Genomic DNA, 26,116 nt, shown 5'->3' with positions numbered 1-26,116 from the left:
AGAGTTTGAACGGCCAGCGGTTCGGGCGTTGATCGGAACAGGTGACGGAGAGGAAGCCATGACAATTCACCAGCCGACCGACGCCGCGGGCGAGACCTCCGGCCAGACTGAGTACCTACCCGGCTTCGGCAACCACGTATCGACCGAGGCGATCCCCGGCGCGCTGCCGATCGGGCGCAATTCACCACAGCGCCCCGCCTTCGGGCTCTATACGGAACAGCTCTCCGGCACCGCGTTTACCGCGCCGCGCCCCGAAAACCGCCGTAGCTGGCTCTACCGCATGCGCCCGACCGCCGAGCATCCGCCGTTCGAGCGCTACATCGGCGCCGAGCGGTTCGCGCCCGGCACCACCGACGCGCTGCTCGCACCCAACCGCCTGCGCTGGGACCCGATCGCCGCGCCCTTCCCGGGCACCGACCTGATCGACGGTATGACGACGATGCTCGCCAACCGCGATCCCGCCGATCTCGAAGGCGTTGCGCTGCATGTCTACGCTGCCAACACCGACATGACCGACCGCGTGTTTATGGATGCGGACGGCGAGCTGCTGTTCGTGCCGCAGGCCGGACGACTGCGGTTGCTGACCGAACTCGGCCGCATCGACATAGCGCCTGGCCAGATTGCGCTAGTCCCGCGCGGCGTCCGGTTCCGCGCGGAACTCCCCGATGGCGAAGCGCGCGGGTATGTCGCGGAGAACCACGGCGCGCTGTTTCGGCTGCCCGATCTCGGCCCGATCGGCGCCAACGGCCTCGCCAACCCGCGCGATTTCGAGACGCCGGTCGCGTGGTTCGAGGATCGCGACGAACCGGTCGAAGTCGTCCAGAAGTTCATGGGGTCGCTGTGGACTACGACGCTCGATCACTCGCCGCTCGACGTCGTCGCATGGCACGGCAACCTCGCGCCTTGGCGGTACGATCTGTCGCGGTTCAACACGATCAACACGGTCAGCTTCGACCATCCCGATCCGTCGATCTTCACGCTCCTTACCTCGCCGAGCGACGTGCCTGGCCGCGCGAACGCCGATTTCGTGATCTTCCCGCCGCGTTGGATGGTCGCCGAGGGCACGTTCCGGCCGCCGTGGTTCCACCGCAACGTCATGTCCGAGGCTATGGGCCTGATCACCGGCGCGTATGACGCGAAGGCGGAGGGGTTTGCGCCGGGCGGTATCTCGCTGCATAACCTCATGTCGGGCCATGGGCCGGACCTGGCGAGCTGGCAGGGTGCGAGCGCGGCCGACCTGAAACCGCACAAGATCGACGGGACGATGGCGTTCATGCTGGAGAGCTGCTGGCCGTACAAGCCGACCGCCTATGCGCTTGAGCATTCGCAACTCGATTATGATGCGGTCTGGTCGGACTTCCCCAAGGCGATCCTGCCAAGGTGAGCCTGACGCTGCACGGTTACTGGCGCTCGACCACCGCCTACCGCGTCCGCATCGCGCTAGCGCTGAAGGGCGTGACGTATGCGCAGGTGACGCACGATCTTCGCAAAGGCGCGCAACGCGAGCCGGGGTATTGTGCGCTCAATCCGCAGGGGCTCGTGCCGGCGCTGGAGACCGAAGACGCGGTCCTGACGCAGAGTCCGGCGATCCTCGAATGGATCGACGAGACCTATCCCAATCCACCGCTGCTCCCCGTTGCCGCGAACGGCCGGGCGATCGTCCGTGCGATGGCCTCAACGATCGCCTGCGACATTCATCCGGTGAACAATCTTCGTATCCTGAACGCCTTGCGCACAGAGTTCGGGGCCGACGAGGTGGCGGTGAACCGATGGATCGCACGCTGGATCGGCGACGGTTTCGTTGCGCTCGAGACGCAGATCGCGCGCTATGGTGATGGCTTCGCATTCGGCGCGACACCCACGATCGCCGATTGTCACCTCGTCCCGCAGGTCTACTCCGCGGAACGGTTTGCGGTCGATCTCTCGCCTTACCCGAAGCTCAAGGCGGCGGCAGAGAACGCCCGCGCCCTCCCCGCCTTCGCCGCCGCCCACCCTGACCGCCAGCCGGACGCCGACCGCGCATGAGCGACGGCGAACGGCTGAGCGCGATACCGGGCGGGATCAAGCTCGCGCCGCTCGACGCGATCGCGGACGGCAAGGCACGGAATTTCGTACTCCAGATGCGTGCGGGCCGCTTCCACGGCTTCGTCGTGCGCAAGGACGATGCAGTGTTCGGCTATGTCGATCGCTGCCCGCACATGGGCCTGCCGCTCGCGCAGGTGCTCGACGACTATCTCACGCCACGCGGCGACCTGATCGCGTGTAGCTGGCACTCCGCGCTGTTCGAGATCGACAGCGGCGCGTGCGTTGGCGGGCCCTGCGGGGGCACTCGGCTGACGCCATGGCCAGTCGCGGTGGTCGACGGGATGATCGTCACCGCAGGCTGACGCGGCGGGCGACATGCGCTAAGGGCGCGCACCTCCTCCCCTGCACGTTGAACCGATGACCGAAACCCTGCCCATCCGCGTCGTGGCGCTGTACCGCTTCACGCCGTTCGCCGATATCGCCGCGATCCAGCCGCCGCTCGCGCTGGTGTGTTGTTCCAACGGCGTGAAGGGGACGCTGCTGCTCGCCGCCGAGGGGATCAACGGGACGATCGCCGGGTCCGAGGAAGGTATAGATGCGGTGCTCGCGCATATCCGCGCGCTGCCGGGATGCGCCGACCTCGACGTCAAGGAATCGCGCGCGGAAACGATGCCGTTTCATCGGATGAAGGTTCGGCTGAAGCGCGAGATCGTGACGATGGGCGAACCGACGATCGATCCGCTGGAGGGCGTTGGCCATTATGTCGAGCCGGAAGACTGGAACGCGCTGATCGCCGAGCCGGGGACGATCGTGATCGACACGCGCAACGACTACGAGGTCGCGGTCGGGACGTTTGCCGGCGCGGTCGATCCGCAGACGCGGACGTTCCGGGATTTTCCGGCGTGGTTTCGCGAGCATCGTGACGAACTGGTAGGGGACGGCTCGCCGCCAAAGATCGCGATGTTCTGCACCGGGGGGATACGGTGCGAGAAGTCGACCGCGTTCCTGAAGGCCGAGGGGCTGGACGAGGTGTATCACCTCAAGGGCGGCATTCTGAAGTATCTGGAGACCGTGCCCGAGGCAGAGAGTCTCTGGGAGGGGGAGTGTTTCGTGTTCGATCAGCGGGTTGCGGTTGGACATGGTCTAGCGCTGGGAAGCCATGTGCTGTGCCATGCGTGCCGGATGCCGGTGAGTGTCGAAGACCGTGGCTCGCCGCTGTACGTCGAGGGGGTGAGTTGCCCGGCGTGTCATGATGCGCGGGACGAGGTGCAGCGCGCGGGTTATGCCGAGCGCGAGCGGCAGGTTCGGCTGGCTGAGGCTCGGGGCGAGGCGCATGTCGGAGCGGTGTTGCCGAAGACGCATGCTAGCGTCGAGCAAGCGGTTGATGACTGACCGAAGCTTGTTCACCCGCGAAGGCGAGTGCCCAGTCTGGGCACCCGCCTTCGCGGGTGAACATTTGGGGTAGCTAACCAGTCGTTGCGAAGCGGGCGGCCAGCGCCGCGTTCCCTTGCGACACCGCCAGCGAATGCACGCTGTTCCCCGCCGCATCCGCAATCCTCGGGTCCGCGCCGTGCTCCAGCAACAGATCGATGATCGCGGTCTTGTTCACCAACGCCGCCATCATCAACGCAGTCTGTCCGACGCCATTCCGACGATTCACGTCCGCGCCGGCATCGAGCAGGATTTGCGCGATCTCGGTATAGCCTTTGAAGCACACGCCCATCAGTGCGGTGTTGCCGCGCGCGTCCGCCGCGCCATCGACCTGCGCACCGGCCGCGAGCAGCGCCGCCGTCGCCTCGGCCTGGCCATTGTAACTGGCGATCACCAGAGGCGTGTAGCCCTTCGCGTCAGTCACCTCGATATCGACGCCCGCTTGCACCAGCGCCGGTACCATCTCGTCCCGTCCCGTCCTCGCGGCGTCGAACATCAGTTCGACCAACCGCTCCATCGGCGGCAACGGGGGCAGGTCTCGCGCGTCAGTCATCATTCGCCTCGATGATATGCGGCACGAACCGCGCGAGATTGCGCGTCACGACCGTGTCATCTTCTCGAACGCCGATCCCCGCGGCTTCGTTGCCGACCATCCACGCGCCGATCACCGGATGGCGACCGTCGAACACGGGTGGAGGCGCATAGGCCTGACGGATCGCGCCCTCCGCGCCGTAGCCCTGATCAAGCACCGCGTGGCCATCCTCGCCGATCACCTCGACGTTGGCACCCTCGCGCGAGAACAAAGGTTTGCGCACATACTTAGGCCCGAGGATCTTCGCGGCGGGATCGTCGTCGAAGAATGCCGGCAACAGGTTCGGATGTTCGGGATGCCGCTCCCACAGCAGCGGCAGAATACCCTTGTTCGACAGGATCGACTTCCACGCCGGCTCGATCCAGCGCACGTCGGCGCGCGACAGGTTCGGCGCATAGGGCTCGCGGAGCATGAACTCCCACGGATACAGCTTGAACGCCGCCTGCACCTCGAAGCCGTCGGTATCGACGAAGCGCCCGTCCGCAGCGAGGCCGATGTCCTTCATCTCGACGAACTTCGGCTCGATCCCGACCTGGCTCGCCAGATCCTCGAAGAACCGCACCGTCTGGCGGTCCTCGATGGCACTAGCGTCCGCCGCGAAGTGGACGAAACCGCCGGTCGGGAACAGCGCACGGAACCGCTCGCGTAGCTTGTCGAACAGGCTGTTGAACTGGTCCGTCCCCGCCGGCAACGCACCGCACGCGAGCAGGTCCTCCAGCCACATCCACTGGAACGTCGCGCATTCGAACACCGAGGTCGGCGTGTCGGCGTTATACTCGTAGAGCTTGGCCGGTCCGGTCCCGTCATAGGCAAAGTCGAACCGCCCGTAGAGCGACGGCTGACGCGTGCGCCACGTTTCCGCGACGTAGTTCCATTGCTCGCGCGGGATAGCCAAACGTTCCATCAGCTGCTGGTCCCGGACCACCTCGTCGACCAGATCGAGGCACATCGCGTGCAGCTGTTCCGCGGCGGGTTCGAGGTCGTCCTCGATCTCCGCCAGCGTGAAGGCATACGCCGCACCCTCGTCCCAATAGGGTTCGCCATCCGTGTCGTGATAGACGAACCCGATCGCGTCTGCCCGCTCGCGCCAGTCGCCGCGCGGATCGACCGCGATCCGGCGCATCAGGAGTCCGACGTCTTGGAGTCGTCGCGCTGCTCGATCTGCAGCGTCTGGCCGACCTGCGGCGTCTTTGGTGCCGTCAGGCGCGCGAGCACGTCATCCGCGGACGACTGCCCCGGCCCGATGCCCGCCAGCCGCAGCTTCTCGTCGAGATCGGCACCGGTGCGACGGTCTTCCAATTCGCCTGCAGCCTTGATCCGCTCGCCGCGAATCGCCTGGCGTTCACGGATGCGCGCGAGGCTGTCCGCGGCCGAGCCGAGCTTGTTGCCCGCACCCATGCTGCCCGACGCGACCGAGGCCTGCGCCTTCTGCACCGACTCGTTGACCTTGACGACCTCGACCTCGCGGCGGAGCTGTTCGATTTTCCGATCGGTCTGCGCGACGGCGGTGTGGATCTGCTCCTCGGCGGCGCGCATGTCTTCGACCTGCGGGCTCTTCAGCGCAATGTCCTGTTCGAGATCGGCGATCCGCTGCGCGACCTGGCGCGCGAGATCCATGTTGCCCTTCTCGACCGCGATCCGGGCCGATGCCTCGTACTTCGTCGCCTGAGCGCGGAAGCTCTCGACTTCGGTTTCGAGGATGCGGCGACGCGCTACCAGCCCCGCGAGATCGTCGCGTGCCTTGCCTTGCGCCTTGTCGGCATCGCGAATTTCCTGGTCGAGGATACGCAGCGCGTTCGCATCGACGACCGCCGCACCCGCTTCGTGCGCACCGGCGCGACCGAGGGTGAAAAGCTTGCTCCAGATGGCCATGCCAGTCTCTCCGTTTGTATCAGTTCAGGCGGGAATCTGCGCGTGGCGCAGGTCGGTGGCCGCATCGATCGCATTCTCGGCAAGCGTGCGCAGTTCGATGATCACGGTATCGAGCGGGCTCGACGTCGCGAGCTCGCCGAACAGCTCGTAATAGTCGCGACCATCGACCGTGCCGATCCCGAAGTTCGACAGCGGCACCAGCTTCTGCGACTTCAGCAGGAAGGTGTTGAATGCCAGCTGGTCTTCCTGCTCGTCGCACGGCCAGAGCAGCGTCGAGCACGCGATCTGCGCCTCGCTGACGTTGACGAACAGTTCGAGGTCGCCGTGGTGGTGCATCGTCACCAGCAGCACCGGGTCCGCGCCTTCCAGGATCCGCGCGGAAAATTCGCCGGCTTTCGCAGGCTCGGACGTGTCGAGCGCGGCCTTCAGGCTGCGGACGGTCCAGATGTCGGTCAATGCAAGAACTCCCGTGCTTGTCGCTCGACCGCACACATAGGCTTTTCGCGAGCGCCTGCCACCCTCCCCACTTCCGTCATCCTGACGAAAGTCAGGCCCCAGGGTCACGGAGGGCGGCGCTGTTGGCTCTGGGTCCTGACTTTCGTCAGGATGACGGGGGTTGCGCTTTGCGAGCCCGCCCGCTTTGCCCTAAGAGGCAGGCTAACCACAGAGACGCGAGGATTGCATGTTCGATCGCCTGTTCGGCCGCAAGCCAGCGCTTGACGGCAACGCCCTGCCCGTCGTCCGCAACGTCACGCTGGGGCGGACGGTGACGGTCGATCCGCTCGCATGGCGGCGGTTTGGATCGGAACTCCTGTTCCCGTTCGACCGCGATACGCTGGTGATCGTCGCGCAGGGGCTGATCGACCTCAACGAGGGCGGCTTCGTCCACCGGTTCTACACCGACGACGACATCATGTTCCAGGCGGTGTCGAACGACCGCGATGGGCAGGACGTCACCGATGTCACGCTGTTCGCACCTTGGGACAGCAGCTACCCGTCGTCCGCCGCCGAGCGCCCAGCGTGGAAAAGCCGGCTCAAGGCACGCACCTTCACCGCCGAGGGACTGCCCGAATACAGCCGCGCATGGTTCGGCCCCGAAGCGAGCGAGCAGGAGCCCGTGACGTTCTGGGAAGAACTGCACGACGACCGCGACGGCATCGTCGATCGCCGCATTTTCCAGACCTGCATGCTGTTCAGCCGCGACCTGCCGGGCGACGACGGCCGCGAATTGCTGCTCGCGATCGACATGGAGACCGAGTCCGGCGACGTCTCGTTCGAGATCATGCTGGGCGTGGCACTGGAACTCGGCGAGTTCAGGGCCTAGCGTCACGCGCAGACGGCTCCGGGGGAAATGCCATGATCGACCAATACAGCTTCGGCGCCAGCGCGCTCGCCTTCCTGATCGCGTTCGTCGCGGCGGGGGCGTTCACGATTCTGTTCAAGATCGTCTATCAGGTCGCGACGCCGTATCATGAGAAGTCGCTGATCCGGGAGGGTAATACCGCCGCGGCGATCACGCTTGGCGCGGCGTTGCTCGGCTATGTCCTGCCACTGGCGTCTGCGTTGACGCATACCGTCTCGTTGCTCGAGTTCGCGGTTTGGGCGCTGCTGGCGGGCGTGATCCAGATCGTGACGTTCCTGGTGGTCCAGCATTTCGTGATGCGCGACTTCAACGACCGGATCGTCCGCGGTGAAATCGCGGCAGCGACCTATATGGGCAGCATCTCGTTGTGCGTCGGCATCCTCAACGCCGCTTGCATGACGAACTGAGGGGCATAGCGATGAAGCGTTCCAGATCGATCGTCCTCACCAGCCTGATCGCAGGATCGGGCATTTCGCTGACCGCGTGCGACGGCGATGTCGGTGGCAAGCCCGTCGAGGCGCAAAGTTATGCCTCGGTGCAGGAGTGCCGCGCGGCGGGTGCGTTGTCGGCGGTCCAGTGCGATACCGCGTTCGAGCAGGCCAAGGCCGATGCCGCCAAGACCGCGCCACGATTTCAGGATCGGCAGACCTGCGAAGAGCAATACGGCGCCGCGCAGTGCGAGCCACGTAATAACGGCAGCGGCGGGAGCTTCTTCACGCCGCTGCTGACCGGTTTCCTAGTCGGGCAGGCGCTCAACGGTGGCTTCGGCAACCGTGGCGCGCCGATGTACCGCGACCGCGACGGCAATTACTACGGTGGCGCTGGCGGCCGGATCAACCGGGACTATGTGACGGGCCGGACCCGCGTCGGCTCCGACGCCTTCACGCCGACCACCGCCCGAGCCCCTGCCCGCGTCCAGTCGCGCAGTTCGGTGATCTCGCGCGGCGGCTTCGGCGGCGGCTTTGGTGGTCGCAGCTTCGGGGGGTAACGCGGCCGCTCCCCCCTTCCGTCGTATTTAGCGGCGGGCCGGCATCAGCGGGCCACCGATTTCGGTCGCGGCGATGAACGCGGGACGGGCGCGTAGGCGATCCAGATACGCCGCGACGTCGGGGTGCTCCTCGAGCAATCCGGCGCTCTCGGCGATCGCGAGGATGTAGCACATCTGGATATCGGCCAGCATCAGCTGCTCGCCCATCAGATACGGGCCATCGCCGACGCCCGCGCCGATATAGTCGAGCGTCTTGGTCACTTCGGGCCCGGTGAACTTGCTGAGGCCGTCGGGCAGGCCGCCCATCCGCTTGCCGAGCGACGTCATCATGATCGGCAACGAAGCCGAGCTCTCGACATATTGCAGCCATTCGTCGTGCACGGCGGCCGCATCGCTGTCGATCGGCGGCGAGAAGCGGCGGTCGCCGTAACGCTCGTCGATGTACGACAGGATCGGCGCGCTCTCGGCCAGCGTCAGCGCATCGTCGACCAGTACCGGCGCCTTGCCGAGCGGATGGATCGCCTTCAGTTCGGGCGGCGCGCGGAAATTCTCGTCACGCTCGTATTTGACGAGGTCGTATTCGATGCCGAGCTCTTCGAGCAGCCAGAGCACGCGGATCGAGCGCGAGCAGTTCAGGTGGTGGAGCGTTAACATGAGCGTCCTTCGACTAGGAATGTGCTGCACCGCGGAACGGCTGGGCGGCATCGAAGGTTTCCTCGGTCGCGGCTCCGGAATTCTCCGGCAACGGAGAGACTTATGACCAAGCTGACCTGCGACGTGGCGATCATCGGCGCCGGAACCGCCGGCCTCGCCGCCGAGCGCAGCGCGCGTCGCAACGGCGCCAAGACGCTGCTGATCGACGAAGGCTTCGGCGGCACGACCTGCGCGAGCGTGGGATGTATGCCCTCCAAGCTGTTGATTGCGGCCGGAAACGCCATGTATGCGGTCGAGCACGCGTCGGTGTTCGGCGTCGAGGCGTCCGGCAAGGTCGACGGCGTCGCGGTGATGGCGCGGGTCCGTAAGGAGCGCGATGCGTTCGTCGCGGGTGTCGAGACATCGATCGACAAGCTGCCCGCGGAGGTGAAGATCGAAGCACGCGCGAAATTTGCGGGCGCGACGATCCTGTCGCTGAGCGATGGCCGCGAGGTCCATGCGAAGTCCGTGGTAATCGCGACCGGATCGAGCCCTGCGATCCCCGAGATGTTCGACGCGGTGCGCGACCGCGTGCTGACCAACGAGAGCATCTTCGAACTAAAGGACCTTCCGAAGTCGCTCGGCGTCATCGGCGCGGGCGCGCTGGGCCTGGAACTGGCACAGGCAATGGCGCGGCTCGGCGTCGAGACGATGGTGTTCGACACCGGCGAGACGATCGGCGGGTTGAAGGACTCTCACGTCGCCGAGGCCTATCATGCGATCCTGTCGCGCGAGATGCCGATCCTGCTAGGTGTCGAGTTGACAGTGGAGCCCGACGGCGATGGGGTCGAACTGGCGTGGACCGGTTCGGCGTCCGGCAAGCAGCGCTTCGACTATCTGCTCGTCGCCACCGGGCGGCCGCCGCGGATCAAGGGCATCGGACTGGAAACGACCGGCCTTGCGCTCAATGACCACGGCATGCCGGATTACGACCCCGAGACGATGCAGTGCGGCAGCGCGCCGATCTTCATCGCCGGCGATGCGGACCATGATCGCGCGGTGCTCCACGAGGCATCGGCAGAGGGCATGATCGCGGGGCGGAACGCGGCGAGCTATCCCGAGGTCACACCCGGAAAGCGCACCGTGCCGTTCGCGATCACCTTCACGCATCCCAACGTCGCGGTCATCGGCAAGATCGCCAAGGATGACGATGCCGACAGCGTGATCGGCACCGCATCGTATGACGACCAGGGCCGCGCGAAGGTCGAGGCGTGCAATGCCGGGTTGGTCCGCTTCTACGCCGATCGCCGCGACGGGCGCCTGACCGGTGCGACGATGGCGGGGCCGGCGGTCGAACACAGCGCGCACCTGATCGCATGGGCGATCCAGAGCGGCTGGACCGCGACGGAAGTGCTCGACCTGCCCTTTTATCATCCAACCTTCGAGGAAGGGATGAAGGGCGCGCTTCGTTCGATCTGCAGCGAAGTCCACGCGCCTACGCCGCCCGACCGCGACGATGGTTTTACGCCGGGGACCTAATCGTCCAGATCGAGATACGCGACGACGTCGTTCTCCGTGGCAAGGTACAGGCCCGCCTGCACCTCCTCCGGCTCCTGCGCGGCGAGCATCATCGCCTCGCCGAGCGGCCCGTAGAACAACGTCGTCGCTGCCCCGCCCTCGCCGCTGTCGTCGAGATGATAGAGCCGAACCGAAACGCTGGAAGAAATCGTACGCATTCAGACGCTTTGAACGAAGCGCCGCCGCACGACAATCGACCTGACGGATTTCCTCGGAATGCCCCTGCGAAAACCGGCTCTGGCGCACGCGAATAGGTTGCGCTAGAAAACCGACATGACCGTACCCGCTATTCTAAAAAACCTGCGCCTGCCTGTCATCGGCTCGCCGCTCTTCATCATTTCCGGGCCCGAACTGGTGATCGCGCAGTGCAAGGCGGGGATCGTCGGATCATTCCCCGCCCTCAATGCCCGCCCGCAGGCGATGCTCGACGAGTGGCTGCACCGGATCACCGAGGAACTGAGCGCGCATAACCGTGCCAACCCCGACCGTCCGGCCGCGCCGTTCGCGGTCAACCAGATCGTCCACAAGTCCAACGATCGTCTGGAGAGCGACCTCGCGACATGCGCGAAATGGCAGGTGCCGATCGTGATCACCTCGCTCGGCGCCCGCGAAGACCTGAACACGGCGGTCCACGCTTGGGGCGGCATCACGCTGCACGACGTGATCGACGACCGGTTCGCGCGCAAGGCGATCGAAAAAGGCGCCGACGGACTGATCGCGGTCGCCGCCGGCGCCGGTGGCCATGCCGGTCGCCTGTCGCCGTTCGCGATCATCCAGGAGATCCGCCAGTGGTTCGACGGCCCGCTCGCGCTGTCGGGCTCGATCGCGACCGGCGACGCGGTGCTCGCCGCGCAGGCAATGGGCGCTGATTTCGGCTATATCGGCTCGCCGTTCATCGCCACCACCGAGGCGAATGCCGACCAGGCGTACAAGGACGGCATCGTCGCCGGCAAGGCGTCCGACATCGTCTATTCGAACCTGTTCACCGGCGTCCACGGCAACTACCTGCGCGCGTCGATCGTCGCTGCGGGCATGGACCCCGACGCGCTGCCCGAAGGGGATTTGAAGACGATGGACTTCGGCGGCGGAAACGGTTCGAAGCCAAAGGCCTGGCGCGATATCTGGGGCTCCGGCCAAGGCATCGGCGCAGTAACCGAAGTGGAAAGCGTCGCCGACCGTGTCGACCGCCTCGAACGCGAGTACCGCGCGGCGCGGGTCCGTCTTTCGCTCTGACGGACCCCACACCAACCGATCTCGGCTGACTCAGAACAGACGCTTGAGCAAGCCGACATTGGTCTTGCCAAGCTCGACCACCTCGTCGCCGCGCCCGCTGATGATCGCCTTCGCCATGTAGAGCGTGAAGCCCTTCATCTGCTCCAGCGTGATCTTCGGCGGCATCGACAATTCGGTCCGCGCAGTGACCGCATCGAGCAGCGCAGGTCCTGGATGCGCCAGCACGTCGCGCATCCCCGCCTCGAGTTCGCCCGGATCGGTCACCCGCACGCCGTGCAACCCGATCGCGCGCGCCATCGCCGCGAAATCGGGGTTGTCGAGCGTCACGCCGGTCTCGATCAGCCCGGCCGCCTTCATCTCCATCTCGACGAACCCGAGCGTCCCGTTGTTGAAGACGATGATCTTCACCGGCAGGCCAAGCTGTCGCACCGTCAGCAACTCGCCCATCAGCATCGCCAGCCCGCCGTCGCCCGACATCGTCACGACCTGCCGCGTCGGATAGGTCGCCTGCACGCCGATCGCCTGTGGCAGAGCGTTCGCCATCGATCCGTGGTTGAACGATCCGATCAGGCGCCGCCGTCCATTCATCTTCAGATAGCGCGCCGCCCACACGGTCGGCGTTCCGACGTCGCAGGCGAACACCGCATCGTCCGCCGCCTGCTCGCTGAGGACGCGCGCGACGTGCTGCGGATGGATCACGCCGCTGCCGGGCTTGCCGTCGGCAAGATCGTCCAGGCCCTTGCGGGACTCGGCATAGTTCTCGATCGCGGACTTGAGGAAACTGCCGTCGCGCCCGGTCGTGACCCGCGGGATCAATGCCGCGAGCGTAGCGCCGACATCGCCGACCAGCCCGATATCGATCGCCGTCCGCCGCCCGAGATTTTCGGGGATCAGGTCGATCTGCGCGACCTTGGCCTTCTCGGGGTAGAATTGCCGATACGGGAAATCCGTGCCGAGCATCAGCAACACGTCGCACGCCATCATCGCGTCATAGCCGCTCGAAAAGCCGATTAGGCCGGTCATGCCGACGTCATAGGGATTGTCGTATTCGACGAACTCCTTGCCGCCGAGCGCGTGGACGATCGGCGCCTGGAGCACGCCGGCGAGCGTGACGAGTTCGGCATGCGCGGTGCGGCACCCACGTCCCGCCAGGATCGTCACCTTCTTCGCGCCGTTCAGCAGGGCGGCAAGTTCGGCAATGTCCACCTCTGCGGGGATCGTCATCGAACGCGGCGGCAGTAGCGCACCCGCCGATCGCGCCAGCGTTCCCGTGGTCGAGCGCAGCGCCACGTCTCCGGGCATCGATACGACCGAGACGCCGCGGTGACCGACCGCCGCCCGGATCGCGGTTTCCAGCGTGCGCGGCATCTGGTCCGCATCGGAGATCGTCTCGCAATACACGCTGCATTCGCGGAACAGCGCTTCCGGCCGGGTCTCCTGGAAATAGTTCGAACCTACCTCGCCGCTCGGTACCTGCGCGGCGATCGCCAGCACCGGTACGCGCGTCCGGTTACAGTCGTACAGGCCATTGATCAGGTGCATGTTGCCGGGGCCGCACGACCCGGCACACACCGCGAGCTTGCCGGTCAGTTGCGCCTCCGCGCCCGCCGCGAACGCCGCGGCCTCCTCGTTGCGGACATGGATCCATTCGATCTTGCCCTGCCGCCGCAAACTGTCGGTCAGGCCGTTGAGGCTATCGCCGACGACGCCGTAAATCCGCTCGACGCCCGCCAGATGCAGCGTCTCGGCGAACAGATCGGCGATGAGGGTCTTGGACATGAGGCAACTCCGGCAGTGATGGTGACCTGCCTCGACCAGCGAGGCGGTAGTGCACAAACGCATTCTGGTACGCTCGGGATGCAAGGAATGCAGGTTGTTCGTCGCCAGCCGGACCCGAACCGCGTCTTTCGACCGAAGTATGACAAATCGCGGTGGCGCGACGCCGCAAGCAAATCTAGAGATGATGGCATGAAGCGGGCGGGCCGTGACCGATCGGCGGAGTGTCCGACGGAAACGCCCTGCGAGGCAATCGATAGAGGGGGATGACGTGGACAAAGCGATGATCGGTCGGCGTGCGGCGCTGTTGGGAGGCGTCGGGCTCGTCGCGGCCTGTACGGCTGGTGGGCATCTCGGCGAAGCGCGTGCTCCCTCGGGATTCGTGACCGTCGACGGCACCGGGTTTCGGCGTGGCGGCAAGCCGTATCGCTATGCCGGCGCGAACATCTGGTACGGTGCATGGCTCGGCGCGGACACCGCATACGGCAACCGCGCCCGCCTGGGCCGCGAACTCGACCGACTGAAGGCGCTCGGCGTCCGCAACCTCCGCATCCTCGGCTCGGCCGAACTGTCGCCGCTCAAGAACTCGATCACCCCTGGCTTCCGCGACAAGACCGCGACCTACAACGAGGACCTGCTCAAGGGGCTCGACTGGACGCTCGCCGAAATGGCGAAGCGCGACATGACCGGCGTCATCTACCTGACCAACTTCTGGGAATGGTCGGGCGGCATGATGACGTATCTGTCGTGGGTCAACGGCGGCAAGTTCATCAACATGAACGACCCTGCGCATCCGTGGCCCGAGTTCGCCGACTGGAACGCCGCGTTCTATACGAACGGCCAGGCGCAGGCGATGTACCGCGACTATATCCGCGCGGTCGTCTCGCGCACCAACAGCGTGACGGGTGTAGCCTACGCCGCCGATCCGACGATCATGGCATGGCAGCTCGCGAACGAACCGCGTCCGGCGGGCGGGGCTACGGTTGCCGTTCCCAACCTGCCGAACTTCTATCGCTGGATCGACGAGACCGCGCGCTACATCAAGACGCTCGATCCGAACCACCTCGTCTCGACCGGCTCCGAAGGCCTGAAGGGCTCGATCGAGCGCGAGGACGTCGTGCTCGCCGCGCATCGTTCGCCGTCGATCGACTATCTGACCACGCATATCTGGCCGAACAACTGGACGTGGATGGACGCGGGCAATCTCGCCGGCACCTACGACGCCGGTGCGGCCAAGGTCGCAGAGTATATCGACGCGCATATCCGGCTCGCGACCACGCTCGGCAAGCCGCTGGTGATCGAGGAGTTCGGCTATCCGCGCGACGGCCAAGCCGCCTATGATCCGACCATCACGACGGTCTACAAGGATCGCTTCTACCGGCAGATCTACGCGGCGATCGAGGCGAACGCGAAGGCTGGCGGGCCGCTCGCAGGCTCGAACTTCTGGGCCTGGAACGGCGAGGCGCGCACGCCGCATGCCGACCACCGGTTCCAGCGAGGCGACCTCGGCTACATGGGCGATCCCCCGCACGAACCGCAGGGCTGGTACGGTGTGTTCGACAGCGACGCATCGACGCAAGCCGTGATCCGCGCGCACGCATCGGCGATGGCCGCACTCTGATGCTGAGCCGTCGCGAAACCCTGGGGATGACCGCCGCGCTCGGCCTGCTTCACGGTGTGCCCGCGCTGGCGGCGGTCCCGAACCGTACGCTGAGCAACCCGAAGGCATCCCTGGCCGCACGAAAACTCTACACCTATCTGTGGAGCCAGTACGGGCGGAAAACGCTGACCGGCCAGCAGGAGCAGGGTTCCGCGCAGCCGAACCCGAATGGCGAACTCGAGTATCTCCAGCGCGTAACCGGCAAGCTGCCCGCGATCCTCGGCCTCGATTATATCGACCCACGCGACAACGATGCCGTCAACGACCGGGCCACCGCCTGGGCGCGCTCGGGCGGGATCGTCACGCTGTGCTGGCATTGGGGCGCACCCGACATCGGCACCGGCTACGAGAACTCGAAGAAGGATTTCGACGTCGCCGCCGCGCTCAAACCCGGCACGCCGCAGAACGTCGCGATGATGCGCGACATGACCGAGGTGGCGCGGCTGTTGAAGATCCTGCAAGACCGCGGCGTCGCGGTGTTGTGGCGCCCTTTCCACGAATTCACCGGCGACTGGTTCTGGTGGGGCAAGCACGGCCCCGACGCGTTCAAGGCGCTCTGGGCGCTGATGTACGACCAGTTCACGCGCGTCCACGGCCTTGACAACCTGATCTGGGTACTCGGCTGGGCCGGGCAGAACGTCGATCCCGCCTGGTATCCGGGCCGTGCGACGGTCGACGTCGCCGGCGCGGACATCTACGCGAACGACCACGGCAATCTCGCGCCCATGTTCGCGCAGGTGAAGGCGATCGTCGGCGACACGCTGCCGATCTGCCTGCACGAGAACGGTCCGATCCCCGATCCGGCCTCGCTCGGACCTTCGGCGGACTGGCTGTGGTTCATGACGTGGCACACACGCTGGCTCACCGGCGCCGACCAGAACACGCCCGAACAACTCCGCCGCGATTTTACATCGAAGCGCTACGTCACCCGGGACGAGCTTCCCACATGGCTGAAGGTACAAGCATGAAGAGGGTCTTGGCATGAAGAGGGTCTTGGCATGAAGAAGGTATTGGGCCTGATCGGCGCCGCGTTGCTGTCGACGTCCGCCCTCTCCGCGCCGCTCACCGTCACGCCGGTATCGACCAAGGCGGGTGCCGCACTCCCGGTCCATATCGGTGGCCGTGTCGAGCCGACAGCGGAGGGCCATCGGCGCCAATGGCCCGGCACGTATTTCGAGGCGAGCTTTCGCGGCGAAGGCGTTCTGCTCAAGATCGGCGAAGGCGACGTCATCCTGCGCATCTCGGTGGATGCCACCACCGCCGCAACGCTGGTGAAGCCCAAGCCCGGCCTCTACCGCGTGGACGGTCTGGCGAACGGTCGCCATACCATCCGCGTCGACGTCGCCAGCGAAAGTCAGGCGGCATCGACGGTATTCGGCGGCTTCTACGCCACCGCCGGCACGCGCGCACTGCCCTCCCCAGCCCGCACCCGTCAGATCGAATTCATCGGCGACTCGCACACCGTCGGCTACGGCAACATTTCGGCGAAGCGCGATTGCACGCAGGACGAAGTCTGGGCGACCACCGACACCTCGCAGGCCATGCCCGCGCTGACCGCCCGCCGCTACGGCGCGGATTACCAGGTCAACGCGATCTCGGGTCGCGGCATCGTCCGCAACTATGACGGCATGCCGGGCGATACGGTCCCCGCCGCCTACCCGTTCACGCTGTTCGACAAGGCGAAGCGCTACGCCGATCCGGCGTGGCACCCGAGCCTGTACGTCATTGCGCTCGGCACCAACGACTTCACCACGCCGCTTCACCCGAACGAGCCCTGGAAGACGCGCGACGCGCTCCACGCCGACTACGAGCAGCATTATGTCGCGTTCGTCAAACGCCTGCGGGCGCGCGATCCGAACGCACATGTCGTCCTTTGGGCGACCGACATGGCCGATGGCGAGATCGCCTCGGAAGTCGCGAAGGTCGCTGCGCGTCTAAAGGCAGCAGGCGAGCGCAACGTGACGTTCGTTCCGGTGACCGGGCTCGCCTTCACGGGCTGCCACGCACACCCATCGACGGCCGACGACGGCCGGATCACCACCGCGCTGTCCACCTACATCGACGCGCATGCCGAGATGTGGGCGCGGAAATAACCAAATGATTTGCGCAATGCTGCCGTCACCCGGTAGCACGCGTGCAAAGGTACGGATCACGGTCGCGTACCACCCAGGGAGAGTATGATGTCGGCGAGTTTTTCAACCTTCACGATCGCGCTTCTGCTGCAATCGGCGGCCACGCCCGTAGCGGCACCGACCCCGCCGATGTCCGCCGTCGCGCATCCGGAAATCTGGCCGACCGCCAACGCGCGGCCCCTGCGCGATCCGAAGGTCGAGGCACGGATCGACGCGATCATGAAGCGCATGTCGGTCGCGGACAAGATCGGCCAGCTGATCCAGGTCGACATCGCCAGCATCACACCCGCCGATCTGCGCACGTACAAGCTCGGCTCGATTCTCAACGGCGGCAATGCCGGCCCCGGCGGCAACGATCTTGCTCCCCCAGTCGAGTGGCTGAAGCTAGCCGACGCGTTCTACGACGCGTCGATGGCGCGTACCGACGGTCGCCCCGCAATTCCCGTAATCTGGGGCACCGATGCGGTCCACGGCAACAATAACATCCCAGGCGCCACGCTCTTCCCGCACAATATCGGACTCGGCGCCGCGCGCGACCGGGACCTGATGCGCGAGATCGGCCACGTCACCGCGATCGAGACTGCGGCAGCTGGCATCGACTGGACCTTCGCGCCGACGCTCGCCGTGGTTCGCGACGACCGCTGGGGCCGGACGTACGAGAGCTATTCCGAAGAGCCGACGATCCAGGCCGATTACGCCGGCGCCGTGATCGAAGGCGTCCAGGGCAAGGTCGGCACCAAGGAGTTCCTCGCGCCCGACCGCGTGATCGCGACGACCAAGCATTTCCTCGGTGACGGCGGCACCGGCGGGCGCGACCAGGGCGACGCGCTGATCCCAGAGACCGCCCTGCGCGACATTCACCTCGGCGGCTATCCCGCTGCGATCGAGGCGGGTACGCAGTCGGTGATGGCGAGCTTCTCGAGCTGGAACGGCGCGAAGATGCACGGCAACAAGAGCCTGCTGACCGGCGTGCTCAAGGACCGTCTCCACTTCGACGGCTTCGTGGTCGGCGACTGGAATGGCCACGGCCAGGTCGATGGGTGCAGCAACGAAAGCTGCGCGGCCGCGATCAACGCCGGACTCGACATGTTCATGTATTCGGGCACCGGGTGGAAGACGCTCTACGACAACACGTTGAAGCAGGCGCAGTCGGGCGAGATCCCCGCCGCACGCCTTGACGATGCAGTCCGCCGCATCCTGCGCGTGAAGATCCGCGCGGGCACGTTCGATCGCGGTCGTCCCTCGTCGCGCGCGCTTGCCGGCAAGATGAACCTGATCGGTGCCGCAGATCACCGTGCGATCGCGCGCCGGGCGGCGGCCGAATCGATGGTGCTGCTCAAGAACGAGGGCGGGCTCCTCCCGCTGAAGCCCTCGGCGAACATCCTCGTCGCCGGCGGCGGGGCGGACAACATTCCGCAGCAGGCCGGCGGCTGGTCGCTGACATGGCAGGGCGGCGGCACCACCAACGCGAACTTCCCCAACGCGCAGACGATCTGGTCGGGCATCGACACGGCCGTCAAGGCTGCGGGCGGCACCGCCACGCTGTCCGCGGACGGCAGCTTCGCCAAGAAGCCGGACGCGGCGATCGTCGTGTTCGGCGAACAGCCCTATGCCGAGTTCAAGGGCGATCGCCCGAACCTCGAATACAGCCCCGACGACAAGTCCGATCTCGAACTGTTGCGGAAACTGAAGGCGGCGGGGGTCCCCGTCGTCGCGGTGTTTCTGTCGGGCCGCCCGCTCTGGGTGAACGCCGAACTCAACGCCTCCGATGCGTTCGTCGCCGCGTTCCTGCCGGGCAGCGAGGGCGGCGGCGTCGCCGACGTGCTGTTGCGCAAGAAGGACGGCAGCGTCGCCAACGACTTCCGCGGCAAACTGAGCTTCTCCTGGCCGAAGCGCCCCGACCAGTACGTCCTCAACCGCTCCGACCCCGGCTACGACCCGCTGTTCGCGTTCGGCTACGGCCTAAGCTACGCCAAGCCCGGTTCGGTCCCCAAGCTCGACGAAACCCGCCCCGCCGGGATGGCCGCATCGTCGAACGGCACGATCTTCGGCAAGGGCCGCGTTCCCGAGGGTTGGTCGCTGACCTTGGTCGAACAGGATCAGTCGAAGGTTCGCCTGCTCGGCGTCAACGCGACGACCGCGACCAAACGGCTCACCGCCTCCGCGGTCGACCGTCGCCGCCAGGAGGATGCGCGTGCGCTGGTGTGGGCCGGCGGGCCTGCCGATGCGCGGGTGGAGGCGTCCGGTCCGCTCGACCTGACGCGCGAGAGCAACGGCGAGCTCAGCCTCGTCGTCGACGTTCGCGTCGACCGCGCCGGCAGCGGCCCGATAAACCTCGGCATGGTCAGCAACGACGGCAAGGCTGTGACGGTGCCGATCACCAAGGCGCTCGCCGCGGGCAAGCCCGGCGACTGGCAACAGGTGATCGTGCCGCTGCAATGCTTCGCCAAGCGCGGCATCGACATGGCGCACGTCACCGCGCCGTTCGTGATCGCCACCGACGGCAAGCTCGGCCTGTCGATCTCCGACGTGAAGATCGACTCCGCGCCCGTGCCAATGACCAAATGCGGCGACTGACCCCCGTGCTGCTCGGCGCGGCGGCCGTCCTGCTGACGACCGCCGCCGTGCAGCCCCCGCCCGCGCCGATCCGGATCGACCAGGCGGGGTTCGAGACGAGCGGTCCCAAGATCGCCGTCCTGCCGTCGTCGCAGGCCAAGCCGCTCGCGTGGACACTCACCGATGCGAGCGGCAAGACCGTCGCGTCGGGTCAGACGATACCGGTCGGGCCGGACGCAGCTTCGGGCGAAAGCGTCCACCGGATAGACTTCGCCACGTTCCGGACGCCCGGCACCGGCTACCGGCTCCACGTCGGCGCCAACGCCAGCCATCCCTTCGCGATTGCCGACCGCCCGTTCGCACCGGTCGCCAGCGCGGCGATGGCGTTCTTCCATCAGCAGCGCAGCGGCGTGGCCGTCCTGCCCGCGTTCGTCGAGCACAAGGACCTTGCCCGCCCCGCCGGCCACGCCCCGGACATCGCCACCTGCTTCGCCGGGCGCGACCAGAAGGGCGTCAAATGGCCTGGCTGCAGCTACAGGATCGACGCGTCCGGCGGCTGGTACGATGCTGGCGACCACGGCAAATACGTCGTCAACGGCGGCGTCTCGACCTGGACGTTGCTCGACCTTCACGAGCGACTGGCCGCGTTCGGTGACGCCAACGCCTTCGCCGACGGTCGCCTCGCGCTGCCCGAACGCGCCAACGGCAAGGACGACCTGCTCGACGAAGCCCGCGTCGAAGTCGCCTTCCTGCTCGCGATGCAGATCCCCGACGGAACGACGCTCGCCATCGCCCCCGACGCAGGGGTAGCCGGCAAGGCGATCACGCGGTTCGAGACGATCGACGCAAGCGGCCTGGTCCACACGAAGATCGCCGACGAGAACTGGACGGGCATCCCGACCGCGCCCGCGGACGACCACCAGACGCGCTTCCTGTATCCACCCTCGACCGCGGCGACGCTCAACATGGTCGGCGTCGCTGCGCAATGCGCACGTATCTGGCGGACGATCGAGCCAGATTTCGCAACCCGTTGCCTGACCGCAGCACGGCGCGGCTGGGCCGCCGCACTCCGCCACCCGAACCTGCTCACCAGCTCCGACTTCACCGGCAGCGGCGGTTACGGCGACCCGGACGTTCGTGACGAATTCACCTTCGCCGCCGCGCAACTCTACGTCACGACGGGTGAGCCCGCGTTCCTCGACCGGGTCCGCCGCGATGGCCTCCTCACCGATCCCGGCACCAGCATCGACTGGGGTTCGTTGCGGTTGCCTGCCGCGCTCACGCTGGCGACAGTCCCCAGTCCGCTCCCGGCTGCAGATCGCGCCAGGCTCCAAGCCAGCATCACCGCACTCGCCGACGGCTTTGTCGAGGACGGCAAGCGCAGCGGCTACGGCATCCCGTTCGCCGGCATCAATTACCCCTGGGGATCGAACAGCGCCGTCCTGAACCGCGCGATCATACTCGGCGTCGCGTGGCAGATCGACCGGAAGCCCGCCTACCGCGACGCGGTCGTTGCCAGCCTGGATTACATCCTCGGCCGCAACCCGCTCGACCGCTCCTACGTCACCGGTTTCGGCGCGCGTCCGATGCAGCACCCGCACCACCGTTTCTGGGCAGCCGCTGCGGACCAGCGCTATCCGGCGCCCCCTTCGGGCGTCCTGTCCGGCGGCCCCAATTCGGACGAAGCGCGAAACCCTGGCCCGATGCACGGCTGCGCACCGCAAACCTGCTGGATCGACGACTACCGCGCCTTCACCGTCAACGAAGTCACGATCAACTGGAACGCACCCCTGGTCTGGACCGCGGCGTTCCTCGACGCGACCCGGGCGCGCTAGAGCCGCTCCAGCGTCCGCGCGAGATACCCACGGATCGCGTCGGTGCGTTGTCGGGACGGTCTCCCCAGCACGCCATGCATCGCCTCGGGCAGATGTGCGGTCGCGGTCTGCGCCTCTTCTCCGAACACATATTGATCAAACCAACCACGCACGGCCGCACGCTCACCGGGAGGCAGGTCGCGGATCGTGAGGATCGCATGGATAAGGGCGGGAAACGGCGAGGCCGCCCCCACCTGACCCCACCAGTAATTCACCAGGACATTGAAGGCGCCCAATGCTTTGACGTCATGCCACCACATCGACGGTATGAAGATCGCATCCCCCGGTTCCAGCACGGCAACCTGCATTTGGGCGCGTGCCTCGGCAAAGCGGGGATAACGATCGAAGTCTGGCGCCTCGAGGTCGACCAAACTCACCGGCTGTCCGGCAATTGTCATGTCGAGTGGCCCGACATACAGGTTCGGGCCCTGCTCGGGTGGGAACAGGCAAAAGCGTCGCCGACCCGCGACCACGACCGCGACGTTGCTCGACACATCGTAATGCGTCGAGACCCGGCTCTGATTGCCAATCCACACGCGCGGCACCGCGTCCGGCGTGGGCAGCGGCAGGACGTTGGCCTCCGCCCAGCCCGGAAGATGATCCGACGCTGCCGCTGCGCCGACGTAGATCGCCGGGGCGCCAGTCACTCCCTGCGTCGCCAGAATCTGCGCGATCAACGCATGCATTGGCGCCTTGGTGCGCTCGAAATTGAAGCCGGTGAGCGCATCGTCGTAAAAGAACCGGCCACCGACGGCGCTCGGCGCGACCATTACGCTGGCAGGCTGCCCGCCATCGAACTGGAGGATGTGGTCCGCGATCGCGCGATCGGAGGTTCGTGCTGCCCGCACTGCCGGCCAGTTCGCTGCGAGCCCGCGCATGACCACCGGGCAATAGCCGCGTGCGATCGTGGCGTCGAAGCCAACGCCGTCGATTGCCCCGACTTCGGCAACGGCAAGGGCAGGAATTTCGCTCATCGTTATTCCGTAGCCCGCACGGTGCAGGCCGTCGACATGCGCCGGAGCTGGAATCGCCCAGCCCGGCGCATATCAGGTCAGAACGTCAGCCGTGTCGTCAACGAAATCTGACGATCGCTGATGAACGAGGAACGTGGTGCCTTCAGGCCATCCGCGTTCAGGAGATAAGCAGTCTTCGTCACCGAATTGAGCAGGTTCTGCGCCTCCAGACCGATCTTGAAGTTCTTGTTGATAGTCATGAAGATCGATCCGTCCATCTGACCGCTCGCGAGCGCATAGACAGGCAGAAACGGGAAGCAGCAATCACGGTTGGTCAGCAAAAACTGCGAACGCCAGCTGTACGCGACGCGGGCATAGACGTTCGACTTATCGTAGAACGCTGCCAGATTGTAGTTGTACGACGACAACCCGGTCAGCGGCAGGTTCGAATATAGCGATGCGGTATCGACCGGCGGCGCGTTATTCAGATCGGCGTTGAGTGGAATGCCGTTCGGGATCTTCCCGGGCTTCACATAAGTGAACGTCGCCTGCGCGCCCAACCCAGAGAATGCCCCCGGCAGGAAGTCGAACGTCTGCTGATAGCTGACCTCGGCGCCCTTGACGTTGCCCTTGCCCGGAGCATTGGCCGGACCGTTGACGAGCACGTCGAAAGTCTGCCCGTTGTTGGTCAGCGTCCGGTTGAACCCGTAGTTGTCGAGGATGATGTTCGACAGCTGCTTGTAGAACAACGCGCCGCTCAACGAGCCGACCTTGGCGAAATACCATTCCGCCGTGACATCCACCTGCTTAGCCTCGACCGGGCGGAGGAACGGATTGCGCGCGGTCGACTGGAAGCCAAAGCTGCTGGCGGCGTTGCCAGCCGCCGACGTTCCCGGCGTGACGCCGGTGAAGTTGCGCAGATCGCCGAAGTTCGGCCGCGAGATCGCCTTCGATGCGGCAACGCGGAACTGCAGCTTGTCGGTCGCCTGCAACCGGAGGTTCGCGCTCGGCAGCCAGAAGTTGAACGTCTGGCTGGCCGTATCCGGGATCGACGTTCCGTTCGAGAAGCCAAGTACGGCGTTCTGCTGCGCCGCTGTCAGGCCACAGAAGGACGGAATGGTCGCCCCCGGCGCGATCGAGCCACAGAAGGCCGCCGCGGTGGGGAAGTTGTTGATGATCTGAACCCGCGTCGGGAACGTCAGCGCACCGAACGACTCGTCCTTGGTGCGGACGAAACGGACACCGACGTTACCTGACAGCGACATGCCGTTGCCGAAATCTTCGACGCCGAAATCAACGCGCGCATAACCGCCCCAAGTCGTTTCCTTGTTGCGATAATATTCGCTCGCGCGGAAATAATCGTCGACCAGGTTGGTACGATCCTCAAGCGGCACGTACGTACCGCCACCCTGCGCAGCAACGCGGCGCAGCAACGCGGTCAGTGCATCGTGATCGCGCAGCACCGCATCGGAAATGTAGTTCGTCGCGGGCGGCTGGGTCGAATTGTTGCGATAGAAATCCTGGTACTGGAACAGCTCGGTCTGGTTCGGCGCGGTGTTCAGGCCAACCGGGCCGCCGCTCGTCCAGGTTTCCGACAACGCGCCCCAGTTGTTGTAGTCGTTGGTGCGCACGGTCTGGTCGCGCTTCGCGTAGCGGCCACCGACGCGGACCTTACGCAGGAAGCTGTCCTCACTGAAGTCGTACTGGACGTCACCACGGAACGCCCATTCCTTGCCGTCATTGTCGGTGCGGTTGTTCATCGCATCGTGGAAATATTGCGAGGACGGGTTGGCAAAATAGGCCGTGGGGTCGCGACCCTCGGGCTGGAACAGGACCTTTGGCGTGTTGCCCGTCACGTCGATGCCGAACCCGCCATAGCTGGTGGTGCCGACATTGTCGTCGATGCTGTCGGCGTTCGACTTCACATATTGCGCGTCAAGATTGATGTGGAGCTTCTCGACCGGATTCAGCTTTGCGTTGAACGAGAAGTCCTGCGTGACCGACTGCCCCTCGGTGTAGCGATTCGCAAACACGATCGGACCGCCATTGACAGCAAACTGCGGCAGCGGCGCACCGTTGAACGTCTGCACGGTGTTGGGCCGGTACAGCGAACCGCTCGTGAAGACGCCGTCGTCGTTATAGGTAGGCGTGGTACCAGGTACCGGCTTGATCAAAACCGAATCCGCGAGGCCTACGCTTGGCTCGATCGTGTGCTCGATCCAGTTCTGGCGCGCATCGGTACGCAGATACTGTGCGGTCAACAGCACCGAGCGCGACGCGTTCTCATACTGGCCAGCCGCCGAGACGCCGATACGCTGGCGATTGAACGTCTGCGTACGATTGCCGCCGCCCATCGGCACGAAGACCGACTGGCGCCCTGCCGGCACCGGATAGGTATCGAACAAGTTTGCGGCATAGGCCGTACCCGGATTCGAGACGCGGCCTTCGCCGGCGTCCTGACGACCATTACCGTTGGTATCGTCGTTGAAGCGAGGCAGATAGGACGAGAGGAACACCGAGTCCGAGCGGCTGTTCTGCTCAGAGTAACTGCCGCTGGCGAGCAGACCGAAACGACCGCCGCCGGGCGCATCCCATTGCTGACTGAAGAGACCGACGACGGACGGCGCGCCGCGCTTGGCCATGTCGCCGTAGTTCATGCTGCCGGAGAGATAGACGAGACGCTGTTCCTGGTCGAACGGCTTGCGGGTGTTGATGTTGACCGTGCCGGAAATGCCGCCCTCGATCAGGTCAGCCGTGAGGTTCTTGAACACCTCGACCGAGCCGATCAGTTCGGCGGGCACGTCGTTGAAGCCGATCTCACGGCCGCCTGATGCCGCGAACGTGTCGCGACCGTTGAATTCGCCACGGACATAGCTGAGCCCGCGAATGACGACGCCCGAACCCTCGACCGAGAAATGTGCGGAGTCCGTGGGCGCGGCAAAGCGACTGATCGCGACGCCTGGTACGCGTTGCAGCGCTTCGTTGACCGAACGGTCGGGCAGTGCACCGATGTCCTGCGCGGTGATCGCGTCGACGACGGTATCGGAGTTGCGCTTGATGTTCTGTGCCGTCGCCAAGCTCTGGCGGACGCCCGTGACGACGATCTCTTCGCGCTCGGTTTCGGGCGTCGGGTTGCCGGCGTCCTGCGCAGCACCCGACGTGCCGGTTGTGTTGCCGGCGGAACCGGGCGCCGTGCCCGCGGTCGCCGCATCGAGGCTGGTCGACCCTGATGTGGTGCTCGCTGTACCCGAACCCGCAGGCGCTGGAACGGTTTGCGCATCCGCAGTGGCAGGATCGGCGACCTGCGCGAACGACGGCGTTGCAGCGAACGCGATCGCAAGGACGGAGACGCTTCCACCGAATAAACGGGAAGCGAGACGAACCGTCACAGACGCACCAGCACTTGGCATTATTGACCCCTTATACATCCACCAGCACCCTTGCCGCCGC

Annotated in this window: 23 protein-coding genes; 14 read left to right on the top strand and 9 right to left on the bottom strand. The window is 65.8% G+C overall.

What is annotated here, in order from left to right; translation table 11 throughout:
• The first annotated feature begins 58 nt into the window (after window positions 1-58).
• From hmgA to trhO, 4 genes are read left to right on the top strand one after another with little or no spacing between them, the layout of a single operon-like run.
• Window positions 59-1,384, top strand: a complete 1,326-nt coding sequence (gene hmgA / locus IFR23_RS08100; protein WP_192975444.1) for a homogentisate 1,2-dioxygenase — start codon at window positions 59-61, stop codon at window positions 1,382-1,384.
• Window positions 1,381-2,025, top strand: a complete 645-nt coding sequence (maiA, locus tag IFR23_RS08095) for a maleylacetoacetate isomerase (RefSeq protein ID WP_192975443.1) — start codon at window positions 1,381-1,383, stop codon at window positions 2,023-2,025. Before hmgA ends, maiA begins: the two co-directional genes overlap by 4 nt.
• Entirely contained in the window at window positions 2,022-2,387 is a 366-nt protein-coding gene (locus IFR23_RS08090; protein WP_192975442.1) for a Rieske (2Fe-2S) protein, read from the top strand. Before maiA ends, IFR23_RS08090 begins: the two co-directional genes overlap by 4 nt.
• A 55-nt stretch (window positions 2,388-2,442) precedes the next feature.
• Window positions 2,443-3,417 carry an oxygen-dependent tRNA uridine(34) hydroxylase TrhO gene (trhO, locus tag IFR23_RS08085; RefSeq protein WP_192975441.1) on the top strand — a complete coding sequence of 325 codons (975 nt, stop codon included), beginning with the start codon at window positions 2,443-2,445 and terminating at the stop codon, window positions 3,415-3,417.
• A 73-nt stretch (window positions 3,418-3,490) separates the two neighbouring features.
• Here the strand turns inward: trhO and IFR23_RS08080 are convergent, their stop codons facing one another.
• The 4 genes from IFR23_RS08080 to IFR23_RS08065 are packed head-to-tail and all read right to left on the bottom strand — an operon-like array spanning window position 3,491 to window position 6,376.
• Window positions 3,491-4,009 carry an ankyrin repeat domain-containing protein gene (locus IFR23_RS08080; RefSeq protein WP_192975440.1) on the bottom strand — a complete coding sequence of 173 codons (519 nt, stop codon included), beginning with the start codon at window positions 4,007-4,009 and terminating at the stop codon, window positions 3,491-3,493.
• Window positions 4,002-5,171 carry a glutathionylspermidine synthase family protein gene (locus IFR23_RS08075; RefSeq protein ID WP_192975439.1) on the bottom strand — a complete coding sequence of 390 codons (1,170 nt, stop codon included), beginning with the start codon at window positions 5,169-5,171 and terminating at the stop codon, window positions 4,002-4,004. Before IFR23_RS08075 ends, IFR23_RS08080 begins: the two co-directional genes overlap by 8 nt.
• Window positions 5,171-5,920, bottom strand: coding sequence for a PspA/IM30 family protein (locus IFR23_RS08070; protein WP_056049207.1), 750 nt, complete (start codon window positions 5,918-5,920; stop codon window positions 5,171-5,173). The genes IFR23_RS08075 and IFR23_RS08070 overlap by 1 nt, the downstream gene beginning before the upstream one ends.
• Window positions 5,921-5,944: 24 nt before the next feature.
• The gene (locus tag IFR23_RS08065) at window positions 5,945-6,376 is read right to left on the bottom strand and encodes a YjfI family protein (RefSeq protein ID WP_192975438.1); all 432 of its coding nucleotides are present in this window, start codon (window positions 6,374-6,376) and stop codon (window positions 5,945-5,947) included.
• A 226-nt stretch (window positions 6,377-6,602) separates the two neighbouring features.
• On the opposite strand from IFR23_RS08065, the gene IFR23_RS08060 reads away from it, so the two are divergent.
• The 3 genes from IFR23_RS08060 to IFR23_RS08050 are packed head-to-tail and all read left to right on the top strand — an operon-like array spanning window position 6,603 to window position 8,271.
• Window positions 6,603-7,244 carry a DUF2491 family protein gene (locus IFR23_RS08060; protein ID WP_056481639.1) on the top strand — a complete coding sequence of 214 codons (642 nt, stop codon included), beginning with the start codon at window positions 6,603-6,605 and terminating at the stop codon, window positions 7,242-7,244.
• 32 nt (window positions 7,245-7,276) lie between these two features.
• Complete coding sequence (locus IFR23_RS08055; RefSeq protein ID WP_056481637.1) at window positions 7,277-7,690, top strand: DUF350 domain-containing protein; 414 nt, start codon at window positions 7,277-7,279, stop codon at window positions 7,688-7,690.
• An 11-nt stretch (window positions 7,691-7,701) separates the two neighbouring features.
• On the top strand, window positions 7,702-8,271 hold the full coding sequence (locus IFR23_RS08050; protein WP_056049223.1) for a DUF1190 domain-containing protein: 570 nt from the start codon (window positions 7,702-7,704) through the stop codon (window positions 8,269-8,271).
• A gap of 27 nt (window positions 8,272-8,298) precedes the next feature.
• Here the strand turns inward: IFR23_RS08050 and IFR23_RS08045 are convergent, their stop codons facing one another.
• On the bottom strand, window positions 8,299-8,925 hold the full coding sequence (locus IFR23_RS08045; RefSeq protein ID WP_192975437.1) for a glutathione S-transferase family protein: 627 nt from the start codon (window positions 8,923-8,925) through the stop codon (window positions 8,299-8,301).
• A 102-nt stretch (window positions 8,926-9,027) separates the two neighbouring features.
• On the opposite strand from IFR23_RS08045, the gene IFR23_RS08040 reads away from it, so the two are divergent.
• Entirely contained in the window at window positions 9,028-10,443 is a 1,416-nt protein-coding gene (locus tag IFR23_RS08040) for a dihydrolipoyl dehydrogenase (protein WP_192975436.1), read from the top strand.
• Here IFR23_RS08040 and IFR23_RS08035 read toward each other — a convergent pair.
• Window positions 10,440-10,640, bottom strand: a complete 201-nt coding sequence (locus tag IFR23_RS08035; protein ID WP_192975435.1) for a hypothetical protein — start codon at window positions 10,638-10,640, stop codon at window positions 10,440-10,442. The two genes, IFR23_RS08040 and IFR23_RS08035, sit on opposite strands and share 4 nt — an antisense overlap.
• A gap of 115 nt (window positions 10,641-10,755) precedes the next feature.
• Here IFR23_RS08035 and IFR23_RS08030 point away from each other — a divergent pair, with 115 nt between their 5' ends.
• Window positions 10,756-11,715 (top strand): NAD(P)H-dependent flavin oxidoreductase, encoded by a 960-nt coding sequence (locus tag IFR23_RS08030; protein ID WP_192144760.1) that lies wholly within the window; start codon window positions 10,756-10,758, stop codon window positions 11,713-11,715.
• Between the two features lie 30 nt (window positions 11,716-11,745).
• Here IFR23_RS08030 and poxB read toward each other — a convergent pair whose 3' ends face one another.
• A complete protein-coding gene (gene poxB / locus IFR23_RS08025) occupies window positions 11,746-13,494 on the bottom strand; it encodes a ubiquinone-dependent pyruvate dehydrogenase (RefSeq protein ID WP_192975434.1) in 1,749 nt (582 codons plus the stop codon).
• 268 nt (window positions 13,495-13,762) lie between these two features.
• Between poxB and IFR23_RS08020 the strand changes: the two genes are divergently transcribed.
• From IFR23_RS08020 to IFR23_RS08000, 5 genes are all read left to right on the top strand, one after another.
• Entirely contained in the window at window positions 13,763-15,112 is a 1,350-nt protein-coding gene (locus tag IFR23_RS08020; protein ID WP_197978354.1) for a cellulase family glycosylhydrolase, read from the top strand.
• A complete protein-coding gene (locus IFR23_RS08015; protein ID WP_244655529.1) occupies window positions 15,112-16,119 on the top strand; it encodes a glycosyl hydrolase in 1,008 nt (335 codons plus the stop codon). The genes IFR23_RS08020 and IFR23_RS08015 overlap by 1 nt, the downstream gene beginning before the upstream one ends.
• A 30-nt stretch (window positions 16,120-16,149) precedes the next feature.
• On the top strand, window positions 16,150-17,244 hold the full coding sequence (locus tag IFR23_RS08010) for an SGNH/GDSL hydrolase family protein (protein WP_192975433.1): 1,095 nt from the start codon (window positions 16,150-16,152) through the stop codon (window positions 17,242-17,244).
• 87 nt (window positions 17,245-17,331) lie between these two features.
• Window positions 17,332-19,860 (top strand): glycoside hydrolase family 3 protein, encoded by a 2,529-nt coding sequence (locus tag IFR23_RS08005; protein WP_192975432.1) that lies wholly within the window; start codon window positions 17,332-17,334, stop codon window positions 19,858-19,860.
• On the top strand, window positions 19,848-21,674 hold the full coding sequence (locus tag IFR23_RS08000) for a glycoside hydrolase family 9 protein (RefSeq protein ID WP_192975431.1): 1,827 nt from the start codon (window positions 19,848-19,850) through the stop codon (window positions 21,672-21,674). Before IFR23_RS08005 ends, IFR23_RS08000 begins: the two co-directional genes overlap by 13 nt.
• Here the strand turns inward: IFR23_RS08000 and IFR23_RS07995 are convergent.
• Both IFR23_RS07995 and IFR23_RS07990 read right to left on the bottom strand, forming a co-directional pair.
• On the bottom strand, window positions 21,671-22,687 hold the full coding sequence (locus IFR23_RS07995) for a cupin-like domain-containing protein (RefSeq protein ID WP_192975430.1): 1,017 nt from the start codon (window positions 22,685-22,687) through the stop codon (window positions 21,671-21,673). The two genes, IFR23_RS08000 and IFR23_RS07995, sit on opposite strands and share 4 nt — an antisense overlap.
• Before the next feature lie 77 nt (window positions 22,688-22,764).
• Window positions 22,765-26,055, bottom strand: coding sequence for a TonB-dependent receptor (locus tag IFR23_RS07990; protein WP_192975429.1), 3,291 nt, complete (start codon window positions 26,053-26,055; stop codon window positions 22,765-22,767).
• Window positions 26,056-26,116: the final 61 nt, after the last annotated feature.

The sequence above is a fragment of the Sphingomonas sp. CFBP 13603 genome (assembly GCF_014892665.1).
In the GTDB taxonomy this organism is placed as follows: domain Bacteria; phylum Pseudomonadota; class Alphaproteobacteria; order Sphingomonadales; family Sphingomonadaceae; genus Sphingomonas.
Note: the sequence above shows the minus strand (reverse complement) of the source record. Positions and strands in the feature narration are given on the sequence as shown.

Coding starts and splice junctions, on each gene's coding strand:
- hmgA (WP_192975444.1), top strand. CDS start 59: ATGACAATTCACCAGCCGACCGACGCCGCGGGCGAGACCTCCGGCCAG.
- IFR23_RS08090 (WP_192975442.1), top strand. CDS start 2,022: ATGAGCGACGGCGAACGGCTGAGCGCGATACCGGGCGGGATCAAGCTC.
- trhO (WP_192975441.1), top strand. CDS start 2,443: ATGACCGAAACCCTGCCCATCCGCGTCGTGGCGCTGTACCGCTTCACG.
- IFR23_RS08080 (WP_192975440.1), bottom strand. CDS start 4,009: ATGACTGACGCGCGAGACCTGCCCCCGTTGCCGCCGATGGAGCGGTTG.
- IFR23_RS08075 (WP_192975439.1), bottom strand. CDS start 5,171: ATGCGCCGGATCGCGGTCGATCCGCGCGGCGACTGGCGCGAGCGGGCA.
- IFR23_RS08070 (WP_056049207.1), bottom strand. CDS start 5,920: ATGGCCATCTGGAGCAAGCTTTTCACCCTCGGTCGCGCCGGTGCGCAC.
- IFR23_RS08060 (WP_056481639.1), top strand. CDS start 6,603: ATGTTCGATCGCCTGTTCGGCCGCAAGCCAGCGCTTGACGGCAACGCC.
- IFR23_RS08055 (WP_056481637.1), top strand. CDS start 7,277: ATGATCGACCAATACAGCTTCGGCGCCAGCGCGCTCGCCTTCCTGATC.
- IFR23_RS08050 (WP_056049223.1), top strand. CDS start 7,702: ATGAAGCGTTCCAGATCGATCGTCCTCACCAGCCTGATCGCAGGATCG.
- IFR23_RS08045 (WP_192975437.1), bottom strand. CDS start 8,925: ATGTTAACGCTCCACCACCTGAACTGCTCGCGCTCGATCCGCGTGCTC.
- IFR23_RS08040 (WP_192975436.1), top strand. CDS start 9,028: ATGACCAAGCTGACCTGCGACGTGGCGATCATCGGCGCCGGAACCGCC.
- IFR23_RS08035 (WP_192975435.1), bottom strand. CDS start 10,640: ATGCGTACGATTTCTTCCAGCGTTTCGGTTCGGCTCTATCATCTCGAC.
- IFR23_RS08030 (WP_192144760.1), top strand. CDS start 10,756: ATGACCGTACCCGCTATTCTAAAAAACCTGCGCCTGCCTGTCATCGGC.
- poxB (WP_192975434.1), bottom strand. CDS start 13,494: ATGTCCAAGACCCTCATCGCCGATCTGTTCGCCGAGACGCTGCATCTG.
- IFR23_RS08015 (WP_244655529.1), top strand. CDS start 15,112: ATGCTGAGCCGTCGCGAAACCCTGGGGATGACCGCCGCGCTCGGCCTG.
- IFR23_RS08010 (WP_192975433.1), top strand. CDS start 16,150: ATGAAGAAGGTATTGGGCCTGATCGGCGCCGCGTTGCTGTCGACGTCC.
- IFR23_RS08005 (WP_192975432.1), top strand. CDS start 17,332: ATGTCGGCGAGTTTTTCAACCTTCACGATCGCGCTTCTGCTGCAATCG.
- IFR23_RS08000 (WP_192975431.1), top strand. CDS start 19,848: ATGCGGCGACTGACCCCCGTGCTGCTCGGCGCGGCGGCCGTCCTGCTG.
- IFR23_RS07995 (WP_192975430.1), bottom strand. CDS start 22,687: ATGAGCGAAATTCCTGCCCTTGCCGTTGCCGAAGTCGGGGCAATCGAC.